General features: G+C 44.1%; 13 protein-coding genes, 1 pseudogene and 1 riboswitch. Of the genes and pseudogenes, 7 read left to right on the top strand and 7 right to left on the bottom strand.

What is annotated here, in order from left to right:
• Window positions 1-193: 193 nt before the first annotated feature.
• A complete protein-coding gene (locus tag IM322_RS02255; RefSeq protein ID WP_287676427.1) occupies window positions 194-1,114 on the bottom strand; it encodes an NAD(+) kinase in 921 nt (306 codons plus the stop codon).
• Between the two features lie 339 nt (window positions 1,115-1,453).
• On the opposite strand from IM322_RS02255, the gene IM322_RS02260 reads away from it, so the two are divergent.
• Window positions 1,454-1,993 carry a phycobiliprotein lyase gene (locus IM322_RS02260; protein WP_046660836.1) on the top strand — a complete coding sequence of 180 codons (540 nt, stop codon included), beginning with the start codon at window positions 1,454-1,456 and terminating at the stop codon, window positions 1,991-1,993.
• A gap of 87 nt (window positions 1,994-2,080) precedes the next feature.
• Here IM322_RS02260 and thiC read toward each other — a convergent pair whose 3' ends face one another.
• A complete protein-coding gene (thiC, locus tag IM322_RS02265) occupies window positions 2,081-3,463 on the bottom strand; it encodes a phosphomethylpyrimidine synthase (protein WP_286825098.1) in 1,383 nt (460 codons plus the stop codon).
• An 8-nt stretch (window positions 3,464-3,471) separates the two neighbouring features.
• A riboswitch (TPP riboswitch) is annotated at window positions 3,472-3,568 on the bottom strand.
• A 1,054-nt stretch (window positions 3,569-4,622) separates the two neighbouring features.
• The gene (locus IM322_RS02270) at window positions 4,623-5,798 is read right to left on the bottom strand and encodes a transaldolase (protein ID WP_287673124.1); all 1,176 of its coding nucleotides are present in this window, start codon (window positions 5,796-5,798) and stop codon (window positions 4,623-4,625) included.
• A 209-nt stretch (window positions 5,799-6,007) separates the two neighbouring features.
• Here IM322_RS02270 and rpmI point away from each other — a divergent pair, with 209 nt between their 5' ends.
• From rpmI to IM322_RS02285, 3 genes are read left to right on the top strand one after another with little or no spacing between them, the layout of a single operon-like run.
• Entirely contained in the window at window positions 6,008-6,211 is a 204-nt protein-coding gene (rpmI, locus tag IM322_RS02275) for a 50S ribosomal protein L35 (RefSeq protein WP_002781071.1), read from the top strand.
• A 31-nt stretch (window positions 6,212-6,242) separates the two neighbouring features.
• Window positions 6,243-6,590: a 50S ribosomal protein L20 gene (gene rplT / locus IM322_RS02280; RefSeq protein WP_002791991.1), complete on the top strand. Its 348-nt coding sequence runs from the start codon at window positions 6,243-6,245 to the stop codon at window positions 6,588-6,590.
• Window positions 6,591-6,603: 13 nt separating this feature from the next.
• On the top strand, window positions 6,604-7,560 hold the full coding sequence (locus IM322_RS02285) for a PhoH family protein (protein WP_002786759.1): 957 nt from the start codon (window positions 6,604-6,606) through the stop codon (window positions 7,558-7,560).
• A gap of 169 nt (window positions 7,561-7,729) precedes the next feature.
• Here the strand turns inward: IM322_RS02285 and IM322_RS02290 are convergent, their stop codons facing one another.
• The gene (locus IM322_RS02290; RefSeq protein WP_287673126.1) at window positions 7,730-8,659 is read right to left on the bottom strand and encodes a hypothetical protein; all 930 of its coding nucleotides are present in this window, start codon (window positions 8,657-8,659) and stop codon (window positions 7,730-7,732) included.
• 166 nt (window positions 8,660-8,825) lie between these two features.
• Between IM322_RS02290 and IM322_RS02295 the strand changes: the two are divergent.
• From IM322_RS02295 to IM322_RS02305, 3 genes and pseudogenes are all read left to right on the top strand, one after another.
• A pseudogene (locus IM322_RS02295) lies at window positions 8,826-9,025 on the top strand (PhoH family protein); the annotation flags it as partial.
• 24 nt (window positions 9,026-9,049) lie between these two features.
• On the top strand, window positions 9,050-10,018 hold the full coding sequence (locus IM322_RS02300) for a cysteine synthase A (RefSeq protein ID WP_004162818.1): 969 nt from the start codon (window positions 9,050-9,052) through the stop codon (window positions 10,016-10,018).
• 217 nt (window positions 10,019-10,235) lie between these two features.
• Window positions 10,236-10,514 carry a hemolysin XhlA family protein gene (locus tag IM322_RS02305; RefSeq protein ID WP_286825088.1) on the top strand — a complete coding sequence of 93 codons (279 nt, stop codon included), beginning with the start codon at window positions 10,236-10,238 and terminating at the stop codon, window positions 10,512-10,514.
• 165 nt (window positions 10,515-10,679) lie between these two features.
• On the opposite strand, the gene IM322_RS02310 is transcribed toward IM322_RS02305, so the two are convergent.
• The 3 genes from IM322_RS02310 to IM322_RS02320 form a co-directional block, all read right to left on the bottom strand.
• On the bottom strand, window positions 10,680-11,105 hold the full coding sequence (locus IM322_RS02310) for a type II toxin-antitoxin system VapC family toxin (protein WP_287673128.1): 426 nt from the start codon (window positions 11,103-11,105) through the stop codon (window positions 10,680-10,682).
• A complete protein-coding gene (locus IM322_RS02315) occupies window positions 11,092-11,340 on the bottom strand; it encodes a hypothetical protein (RefSeq protein WP_287673129.1) in 249 nt (82 codons plus the stop codon). Before IM322_RS02315 ends, IM322_RS02310 begins: the two co-directional genes overlap by 14 nt.
• 316 nt (window positions 11,341-11,656) lie before the next feature.
• Window positions 11,657-12,106 (bottom strand): formylglycine-generating enzyme family protein (locus tag IM322_RS02320; protein WP_287673130.1); only part of this gene is annotated, 450 nt, incomplete at its 5' end.

Raw genomic sequence — 12,106 nt, forward strand, 5'->3', positions numbered from 1 at the left:
AAATCTAAAAACCTTGTTGGATAATATTTTTAGGCTTTTTTGAAATCAAAAAGTGCCAGCCATTGGAGTGTTCGGGGGGGAAATTTAGGCACTTTTTCCCTGAAAATTAGGTAATTGACCCCCTGAAAATGGGTAAAACCCTACACCCCACACCCCACACCCTGTCCCCACGAAAAACTTTTTGCCGCAAACCCTAATTATGACGATTGCCATCATAATGAATTCTCGCCCCGGCCCATTGCAATTTTTCCTGTAGAGTCTGATAAAAAGAATAGCTTTCCCGCAGGATAATAAATTGGGCAAATTTTTCAGCTTTGGTAACTCCCACCCATTGCCCAGGCCAAATGGAAGTGGCTAAAGCACCATCCATCCAGAGTTTAGTGTTTAATTCGTAGTCTCCCAGAGGCCAAATACTGACCAGAGATGCCGGGGGAATGACAATCGGCCGACTGGAAAGACTCAAGGGACAAATCGGGGTGACAGCGATCGCTTCCATGCCGGGGTGTATAATCGGGCCATTAGCGGAAGCGGTGTAACAGGTGGACCCCGTGGGAGTAGCCACTAATAGGCCGTCTCCTTGGTACTGATCTACTACTTCCCCGTCCACTTCGATTTCGAGGATCGAGGTGGGCATCCTATCGATACTAGCGGGTTTCACACACATCTCATTCAGGGCATAAAATGCCTCGCTCACTGCCTGGGGGCTTCTTTTATCCCCTTCATAGATTCTGGCCTTTAACATCATCCGTTGTTGTACCGCGTAGTGGTCGGATTGTAAACGATCCCAGACCGTCTCCGTATCCTGGAAAATCTCAAAAGGTTCCGTTAAAAATCCCAGATGGCCGCCGACATTCACCGCTAAAATTGGAATGTCTTCCTGAGCTAAATAGCGAGCGGCGGCTAAAATGGTTCCATCTCCGCCCAAAACGATGGCGAGGTCGATTTTTTCCGATGCTGAGGCTAAAAATACCGGATAGGGATTATCTTTAAAGCCACTGGGTCCCATTAAAACTTTACACTGACGGGCTTCTAACTGTTTAGCGCATTTTTCCGCCCATGCTTTACTTTGGGGATGGTTGGCCTTGTGGGCGATGATTACTTGTTTTAACTGCACGGAGTTGAGACCTTGTTCGGAGGTTCTATATTTTTAACAATACCAAGACTGGGCAGATCGGGTGAAAAGTAACAGGTAAAAAGGGGGTTGGGGAAGTGGGGGAATTTCAACTAAAACCCTAAAACCCTAAAACCCTAAAACCCCAAAACCCCCCGCAACGCGCACGCAGTGACCACCCTATCTCCTGCCTCTTGCCTCTTGCCTCTTGCCTCATCTCAACTGGCAATTTAAATACTTAACAGCTTATAATTGTATTAAGATGTGTAACAATTCTCTGGCAAACTCTTGACAAAGGATAACAAATCTGCTCTCCCAAAAAACAGGAAAGGTTTTATTTCTATGACATTAATTCAAACCGCCCAATTATCGCTGGAAACCTCGGCTTTAGCCTTTTTTAAGCAGACAGAAGGACGCTGGCAATCCCAGAGACGTTATTACACCCTCACCCAAGAAACGGAACCCCAAGAAGTTATCAGCGCCATCGAGATTAAATATTTACCCCAAGGCAGCGAACCATTAATTCAACTTGCCCGTTTACATAATCTGGAAGATACAACTTTATTAGGTGGTACGGAAGTCACTTGGCAAAGTAATTATCTCCGTCCCCAGAGTAAAAAACCCTCCAACGGTTCGACTATATTCGGTATTTTAGATAATATTCTCTATCGCGATCGGGGATTTGCGACGGATAAACCCGTTAGCGCTATTTATACCTTTCCTAACCCCTCTACTCTCTGTCTGAGAACAGAATACGCCGGTTCTGTCTTTGAAGAAGAAATTAAACTCATCGGTCAACAATATCGTACTCGACAAACGATTATCTCTCGCGCCGGTCAAGAATTGATGATCGGTCAATATCTAGAAAAACGGGTCAATTAGTCAAAAAATCGGCGGCTATTCCCAGAATTTTGACTTCTATGCTAGTAAGAGGGCTGAAATCAAGTCAGCCCTCTTACTAACTCCCCTTTAAACTGGGGTTAGATTTTCTTGATTCTGACTAGCGAGAAACTTCTCTAATTCCGTAATCGCATCGGCATCGACCTTAGTTTGCATAGGACAGAATTTCGGTCCACACATCGAACAAAACTCCGCAGTCTTATAGATATCTGCGGGTAAAGTCTCATCGTGGTATTCCTTAGCGCGATCGGGATCCAAGGATAACTGAAATTGACGATTCCAATCGAAATTATAACGAGCAATGGATAGTTCATCGTCACGATCCCGCGCTCCGGGACGATGACGGGCGATATCTGCCGCATGAGCCGCTATTTTGTAGGCAATTAAGCCATTTCGCACATCTTCAGCGTTGGGTAAACCGAGATGTTCTTTCGGGGTGACATAACATAACATCGCCGTCCCGTACCAACCCGCCAGAGCCGCCCCGATCGCCGAAGTGATATGATCGTACCCTGGAGCAATATCGGTGACAAGGGGACCAAGAACATAGAAAGGTGCTTCGCTACACTCCTCCATTTGTTTTTTCACATTAAATTCAATTTGATCCATGGGAACATGGCCAGGTCCTTCCACCATCACCTGTACATCGTGTTCCCAAGCGCGGCGCGTCAGTTGGCCGAGGGTTTTCAATTCCGCTAATTGGGCTGCATCGGAAGCATCGTGGGTACAACCGGGACGCAGGGAGTCACCGAGACTAAAAGAAACGTCATAACGCTTGAAAATCTCGATAATTTCGTCGAAATGGGTGTAGAGAGGATTTTGCTTGTGGTGGTGTAGCATCCACTTAGCAATAATCCCACCACCCCGGGAGACAATCCCGGTCAGACGAGTTTTGACTAAAGGCAGGTGTTCGATGAGGATTCCCGCATGAATCGTCATGTAATCTACCCCTTGCCCGGCGTGTTTTTCGATAATATGGAGGAAATCTTCGGGGGTGAGTTTTTCAATATTGCCGTGAACGCTTTCCACCGCTTGATAGATGGGTACAGTACCGATGGGGACAGGAGAAGCATTGATAATCGCGGTGCGAATTTCGTCCAAATTACCGCCACCGGTGGAAAGATCCATCACCGTATCCGCGCCGTATTTGACCGCTAGGTGTAATTTTTCCAGTTCTTCGTTAATATTCGAGGAGTTAGGGGAAGCCCCGATATTAGCATTAACTTTACACTTAGAAGCAATACCGATCGCCATAGGTTCGAGATTGAGGTGATTGATATTAGCGGGAATAATCAGTCTTCCTCGGGCGATTTCGCTGCGAATCAATTCGGGAGAGAGATTTTCCCGTTTTGCCACATAAGCCATCTCTTCGGTAATTATCCCCTGACGGGCGTAGTGCATTTGCGATACATTTGCTTGTCCGCGCCGGGGGGCAACCCATTCTTGTCTCATAATTTTATTTCCTCTGTAAACAGCTTCCCTACGCTGGAATTACCCAGTCTCAGGTTCTAAGGGTCTTTCTCAGCCTGATTGCCTCAGACACCCCTAGCTATGACGGCAATTGTATCACTGTTGAGGACTGAGGAGATAAAGCTTAAGATTGTTGTTTGATTAGGCAGTTAGGCTAAAACACACTTAGACCACCTAAAATAGAAATAGTAATTTTAGAAAAATCCCTGGTGATTCAGAAGTAGTTCCGGATAAGCAATAGCATATTGTCGAGCAAAGAATGGTAAACTTTTCCATAATTTTTTACCCGATTTATGGCTTCTATTTTTTAGATAAAAACCAATAACTTTTCTGGTAAGTAGGTGGGTGGAATTAAATATAAGATGAACGTAGAACGTAGGTTGGGTTGAAGCATGAAACCCAACACCCGCAAGGGTTACGCTACCGCTAACCCATCCTACAAATAATTGTGCCTCCCTACTTACTTGTATCAATAGCCAACCAAATATATATAGCGGTTCTCACACCTGTGTGGCACACTTAAACCTTTGCTAATTAAGCTTTTCAACATCGATAATGTACCTAGTGCGAACAGGAAACGCTATAGCTTGATTTTTTGAGAAAATATCAAGAACCACATCTCATACTAAATCCGTTGAGTATAGGTAACATATAAGGATAGGCACTCAGGCAATAGGCAATAAGCAAAAGGGGGAATACATAGGGTTTGCAGCAAAAAGTTTGTTGGTGGGGTTAGGAGTCAGTAGCCGGTCGTCAGTAGCCGGTCGTCGGGAGTTTCAGGCTTTGTTGCCCTCTCTTTTTTGTACCAACTTATGTACTATAATAAGGATAATGCCAGGTTTTTGATGGTCCCAATCCGATTTTCGCAGCATGAACATCGGATTTTAACAGGTCAAAAGCCTTATTTTAAAAGGGTTTTACCATTATTCAGCAAACCCTACATAATCAGTTTTTAATAACCAGATTTAGTATCACTACCCCTCTCCCCAGCCTTCCATAAGAAAAATCCAGCTAAATTATCTCTAGCCGGACAGGGTAGTAAATTTTCAGCAGTGGGAAAACACTTCTAGGCTATGTGAGCAACTCACCATTAGTTACCGATTAAAATCAGAGCAATCAGTGATTCAACTCACAACCAATTCTAGGCTTCCACTAAACGAAAAGCCGCACCCAAACCGACAGCGATCTCATCGGGAGAAATTTTACCATCATGGTTAATATCGATCGCATCGAATACCGCATCGGTTCCCGCCCATTCTTCCCGGGTGATGAAACCATCCCCATCATGATCATAAACTCGAAAAATATCTTCGGCGGCGTGTTCTAGGGTTGACTGACCTTCCAACTGGGTTAAACGTTGAATCAGCAATTGTTCCAATAATTCTAAAGCTTTGGTAAAACCTTGAATACCTTCCGCTAGTTTTTCGGAAGCCATAGCATCTTCGGCGTGCATTTTCTCAAAATTCGCTTTATCCATGGCAATTTTGACAATATCAAGGGTTGCGGCCTGGTCTGGATCGAGCTTACGGGGTAAATCGGCTTCTGTCTCTTGCAATTGTTCGAGCAGTTTCGGGGAAATGGTTAAAAGATCACAACCGGCTAACTCGCGAATTTCACTGATATTGCGGAAACTTGCCCCCATAACTTCGGTTTTATAACCAAACTTTTTATAGTAGTTATAGATCTGGGTGACGGATTGGACTCCGGGATCTTCAGCGCCAACGTAGTCTTTACCAGTTTCTTTTTTATACCAATCGAGAATCCGACCGACAAAGGGAGAAATTAAGGTTACTCCCGCCTCCGCACAGGCGATCGCCTGATGAAAACCGAATAATAGGGTTAAATTACAGTGAATTCCCTCTTTTTCGAGGACTTCTGCGGCTTTAATCCCTTCCCAAGTCGAGGCAATTTTAATTAAGACTCTTTCTCTAGAGATACCCGCTTGTTCATACTGGGAAATGAGATAACGGGCCTTGTCGATGGTAGCTTGGGTATCGTAGGAAAGACGAGCATCCACTTCGGTGGAGACGCGGCCGGGGACGATTTGCAGGATTTGTAGGCCAAAACCGATCGCTAGGCGATCGAAAGCTAATTTGGCCACATCTTCCGGGGTGGCCTGCTCTCCTAATTCTTCTCTGGCCGCTTGCAGGGTTTGATCGACAATCGGCTGATATTGGGGCATTTGGGCCGCGGCCGTAATCAGGGAGGGGTTAGTGGTGGTATCTTGGGGGGTAAAAGCTTCGATCGCTTGGATATCGCCGGTATCGGCAACAACCACTGTAAATTGGCGTAATTGTTCTAGTAGGGTTTTAGCCATGACTTCTCCAGATGCGTGTTAACACGAGACTTCATCCACATCTTAGCCATTCGATCGAGAGGAAGGGGAAAATTCCCGATTGATTTAATTCCCAAGCACAGACCCGGCCAAAGTAAGGACGAGCCGGGGAATCTTTTGGCCACTCCTTGCCTAAAGTCCTCTATTTATGATAGTATTAGTGATTGTGTCGATTTAATAAAACGGAGTTTATGCCCAAGCTAAAAACGCGAAAGGCGGCGGCCAAACGATTCGAGGCCACGGGAAGCGGCAAAAAAATCAAACGTCGCAAAGCCTTCAAAAATCACCTACTCGATCATAAAAGTGCCGAACGCAAGCGCCGTCGTTTGTCCCAGATTACCCTGGTACACGAGCGCGACGAGAAGGAAGTGCGCTTAATGTTGCCCTATTTGTAAATTTTCCAGAAAAATTGTCTAAAGGATTATCATGTCTAGAGTAAAACGGGGGAATGTCGCCCGCAAGCGACGCAAAAAAGTTCTCAAATTAGCCAAAGGTTTTCGCGGTTCTCACTCGCGCTTATTCCGTACCGCTAACCAACAGGTAATGAAGGCCTTGCGGAATGCCTATAGAGACCGTCGCAAACGGAAACGCGATTTTCGTCGTCTTTGGATTACCCGCATTAACGCGGCTGCTCGTCAACAGGGCATCAGTTACAGCCAACTGACCGGACAATTAAAGAAAGCTAATATCCTCCTGAATCGGAAAATGTTGGCCCAATTAGCTGTCCTCGATCCCGTCGCTTTTGCTAAAGTGGTAGAACTAGCCAAAGGATAATTTAGCCCCGAGCATGACGGAAACTTGGCAAACGATTCAATTCCCCAGTTCAGAAAGTGCGATCGCTTTAGCTGGTCATCAAGAAGCTAACCTCAAATTGATAGCCAGGCAAACTGGGGCGAATTTAGTCCTCAGAGGGATGGAATTGCGGATTGCGGGGCAACCGACCCCCGTGGAGCGTGCCACAGCGATTGTACGCTCCTTAAGTATTTTATGGCAAGAGGCCAAGTTAATCGCCGAAGCCGATATTATGACCGCTATCCATGCCCTCGATACGGGGCGTTCTAGCGAGTATAAAGAACTACAGCAGGATATTCTCGCTCGTACCCGTCGCGGGGAGCTAATTCGGGCGAAAACCTTCCGTCAGCGTCAATATATCCAAGCGATTCAAAGTCACGATATCACCTTTTGTATTGGACCTGCCGGCACGGGTAAAACCTTTTTAGCCGCCGTTTTAGCCGTACAAGCTTTATTAGAAGATAAAGTAGAACGGATTATCCTCACCCGGCCAGCCGTGGAAGCAGGGGAAAAATTAGGCTTTCTCCCGGGGGATTTACAGCAAAAAGTCGATCCTTTTCTGCGTCCCCTCTACGATGCTTTATACGAATTTATCGAAGCGGCCAAAATTCCCGACCTGATGGAACGGGGTAAAATCGAAATCGCTCCCTTAGCTTATATGCGGGGACGAACCCTAGCTAATGCTTTTGTTATCGTTGATGAGGCCCAAAATACCACCCCAGCACAGTTAAAAATGGTCTTAACTCGCTTGGGATTCGGTTCGCGCATGGTAGTAACTGGAGATGTCACCCAGACCGATTTACCGCAACCACAAGAATCGGGGTTAATTGCCGCTCAAAAAATCCTAAAATCAGTAGAAGGGATCGCTTTTTGTTACCTATCGCGGGCCGATGTGGTGCGTCATCCCTTAGTACAAAAAATCGTCTCAGCCTACGAACAGCACGAAAAATAACAGATTATTGAGATAGTCCCACATCTACCATTGGGTTAGAAGTCATTATTGAGGAGACAGAATTCAGGAGTCAGCTTTTTTCTCCCCTCTCCCCACTACCCCAGTCCCTGCTCCCTGCTCATAGACAGTCTTAACAAGTAATTTAGATACATCAACAGCCGCTCAGTTATTAGTATTCTCCTCCATCATTTTTTTCCGGGCCTAAAAGATGATTATAGATCACACTTTTGAGAGATTGCCAAAAGGGAACTAATAAAATATTCAGAAGTAAGAAAATAGTAATCATACCATAGGAAAACATCGCCATTTGTTGGAAAAAAAGAGGATTTTCCGCGAGCGTTTGCCAGTCCTCCGAAGAATTGAACCAAAAGAAAAAGAGAATTTTGACCGAAAAGAAAAAGAGAATTGAAGCCAAAGCCCCTGACAGAAGATAAACTGAAATAATTAATAAACTGGCAATAAATATCAGCATCAGCCCCACAATTCTCCAAGCCGAGTTTTTAGTTAAATGCCAAGCTCTCTTGATTGCTTGCCAACTGCCTAAATTATCTTCAATTACTAAGGGCAATTCGGCAATGTAAATGCGAGCAGATAACCAAAGGAAGAAAAAAGGAAGACAGAAAAAAGCCAGTAAAATAAGCAATACACCAAGGATGGGGATAAAACTTACTAGCACCAGAGACAGCGATATCGCCAAAATTATTGCCGCTCCCAACAAACCGATCAAAACTTGCATCCACCACAAGCGCCACATTTTCGGCTTAACTTTTTTTTCTGCTTGTCCAGAAGTTTCCGGCTGATAAATGATGTCTTGAAAAGCTAATCGCGAGATAACCGCATTATTGAAAAGAGACTTAGCGGCCGAGAAAATTTGTATCGGGAAAAGAAATAAACGTAAACCGATATCGCTGCCTTGTTCGGGGGTAATTGTTTGATAAAGTAATTGACTGAGAATTAATTGCAAAATTAAGGGGAGAAGCGACCACAAGCCGGCGCGGACAGCAAAGAATACATAAGTTTGGAAGCGATCACGATAAAGACGGAAGGCAGTATTAATCGTATTGCCAATAGTCAAAGGATCGAGGGAATTGTTAGTCACTGCGGGACTCCTTACAGAATGCCACCACCATATTAGGTTAAGTAACTAATAACAGCTAAAAAACTTCCAATTTAATCAATATTTCCAGCTAAGATAACAATTCTGCTAAAGTGGTAGAATTTGGCCAACGATTTAATTCTCCAGTTGGGAAATTGCGATCGCATTGATGATCTTAACGCGCTTGGGATTCGGTTCGCGCATGGTAGTAACTGGAGATGTCACCCAAACCGATTTACCGCAATCACAAGAATCGGGGTTAATTGCCGCTCAAAAAATCCTAAAATCAGTAGAAGGGATCGCTTTTTTTACCTATCGCGGGCCGATGTGGTGCGTCATCCCTTAGTACAAAAAATCGTCTCAGCCTAGGAAAAGCACGAAAAATAACAGATTATGGATATTAAACATGGTTTCGTCGATGCGGTGGGTAATACTCCCCTAATTCGTCTCAATAGTTTTAGCGAGGAAACTGGCTGCGAGATTCTCGGTAAGGCCGAATTTCTTAACCCCGGTGGTTCGGTCAAGGATCGCGCCGCTTTATATATTATCCAAGAAGCGGAAAAAGCCGGTACTCTCCAACCGGGGGGAACCGTTGTCGAAGGAACCGCCGGCAATACTGGCATCGGTTTGGCCCATATCTGCAATGCTAAAGGTTATAAATGCCTGATTATCATTCCCGATACCCAATCCCAAGAGAAAATCGACCTCTTAAGAACCCTTGGCGCGGAAGTGCGTACTGTTCCCGCCGTTCCCTACCGAGATGCCAATAATTACGTTAAATTATCGGGGAGATTGGCCAGTGAGATGGAAAATGCTATCTGGGCCAATCAATTCGATAATCTGGCTAATCGTCGCGCTCACTACGAAACCACCGGCCGGGAAATCTGGGAACAAACCGACGGTAAAATTGATGCTTGGGTGGCTGCCACGGGAACTGGGGGAACCTACGCGGGGGTGGCGATGTTTTTAAAAGACCAAAATCCGCAGGTGCGTTGCCTGGTGGCGGATCCGATGGGTAGCGGTTTATATAGTTATGTGAAAACCGGGACAATTACCCTGGAAGGTAGTTCAATTACTGAAGGGATTGGTAATAGTCGTATTACGGCTAATATGGAAGGCGCACCTATAGATGATGCCATTCAAATTGATGATCCCACTGCCATCAAAGTTGTTTATCAACTATTACAAAAAGATGGTTTATTTATGGGGGGTTCTGTGGGTATTAATGTCGGTGCTGCCGTGGCTTTGGCTAAACAAATGGGGCCAGGCCACACCATCGTTACTGTTCTTTGTGATGGTGGGTCCCGTTATCAATCTCGTTTATATAATCCTCAATGGTTGGCTGAGAAAGGATTGGCTTAAATTCTTGTTAGGGTTAAGTCAGCTAGATTAAGGCGATGAAACCAGAATTTTACAGGAAAATCAGGAATTATCGGCTCGGAGATTAGTTGAGATAATGGTAGCGGTAGGGCAACAATTAGAGAAGGCAGCAGAGTAAAATGAGGCGCAATGTTTGGCAAACACTTGAGACAAGATAGACAATAATACTGATAACTATCATTATTAGGAGAATCATCAGATGTCAGTTACTATAGAACAGGACCTCAAAGAAATTTTAGGTTCAATTAATCAGAAGTTAGATAATCTGCAAAAAGATGTTATGGATATTAAAATAGTACAGGCGAGATTAGAGGAAAAAGTCGATAGTTTAGAAAAAGATATTGAAGGAGTAAAAGCAGATACAAAAGAATTAAAAGGCTCTCAGAAAGCCCAGATTTGGACGTTAATCGGCATCTTGGGAACAGCTTTACTAGGAACAGTCATTCGCTATATTATTCTCCCTTTTTCTCAATCATAATTAGGAGCTGCTGAAAAAGTTTTTCGGTGGTGGCAGGGTGTGGGGTGTGAGGGGTGTGAGCTAAAATAGGTTAGTTGCGGTGCGTTACATTAACATTAACGCACCCTACGAGATCGGCAATCGCACTTGATTGGGTTTTAGTTGAATATTCATGATGACACTAAATTACATTTGTTCTTGAAAAAGATTTTGAAATGGCTCCGTATTTTTCCAACGATAGGTATTGAAATCTCGATAATCAACGGAAAGAATTTTACCTGAATCTAATTCTTCTGCCAAAATAACTAAGGATGCGTCGGCTAAATCCATTGGCAAATCTCTATATTTTTGCATCAGTTCTTCAAGGCGTTGGCAGTGTTTAGTTTTGAGGTTGAATACCTGTAGTTCTCCTGTGGATATTTTATGAATAAAGGTTTTTGGAACATTTATTCCTACTCGTTTTTGTAGTAAGTAGCAAGTTTCAGTGACAACGCACCAGGTTGTAATAAATTGTTGATTGATTAATTTTTGAAATTGTTTTTTTGCTAATGGGTGAAGTGAGTCGTTTTTATTGGCAAGGGCCAGCCAGAAACCAGTATCAACAATGATCATATTTTTGATTAAGTTCACTTGTTAAATAGGTTTTATAGTTTTGCGAAAGGTCTGGTTCAGCTTCTATACAACCGATAAAGTCAGACCAATCTTGTGTTCCCTGCTCTTTAATTTCCTGTTGGTTGGGAGAATATCGTTTTTTTAGAATATCTACAAGTTCAATAATAGTCTGTTGTGCGTCGAGGGGAAGGGACGCAATATCTTTTTGAATTGTTTCTAGGTTTACCATTGTCATTATCTTTTTATAGTTTATTCTATCAATTTTAAAATAAAATACGGGAGATTCACTATTGGTTTGCTTGTTATCTCGTTATCCCGTTCCCAGGTTCTACCTGGGAATGCTCCCTTCAGGTTCTACCTGAATATCGCTTTAAGGCAGAGCCTTAAATATTGTATTCCAAGTTGGCGCTTTAGCGCAACTACGAACCTTAACTCAAACTACAGATTACTACCTCAATTTTCTCAAAAAAAAATCGACCCGCCTAGCGGCGGGAAAGAAAAAAAAAAGAAAAAAGTAAAAAAGAGGAAAAAGGGGAAAAAGAGAATAAGGGTTACAGAGTCCTCCGGGCACCGCACACCACCCGAAAACCGTCGTCGTTGATGAGGACGCGGCGGAGTTTGTTGCCGCGGAAAGCGGAACGGCAGTTATTCGGATAGTAGTACCAAGAACCGCCCCGCACTATTGGATAATCATTATCATTATCAAGCCACGCCGAGCCATCATCCGGCGCTCCAATATAGTTCCCGTGCCAATTGTCTTCGCACCACTCCCAAACATTGCCACTCATGTCATACAGTCCCCAACCATTGGGCTTTTTCTGTCCTACGGGATGAGTTGTGTCATTAGAATTTTCGTCATACCAAGCGTAATCTCCTAACTGATTATCATTATCACCAAAATAATAGCGAGTGGTTGTCCCGGCACGACAAGCATATTCCCATTCCGCTTCTGTGGGTAGGCGATAGGTTTTCCCGGTTATTTGACTCAATTTCTGACAAAA

The sequence above is a fragment of the Microcystis sp. M109S1 genome (assembly GCF_020247025.1).
Classification (GTDB): Bacteria; Cyanobacteriota; Cyanobacteriia; order Cyanobacteriales; family Microcystaceae; genus Microcystis.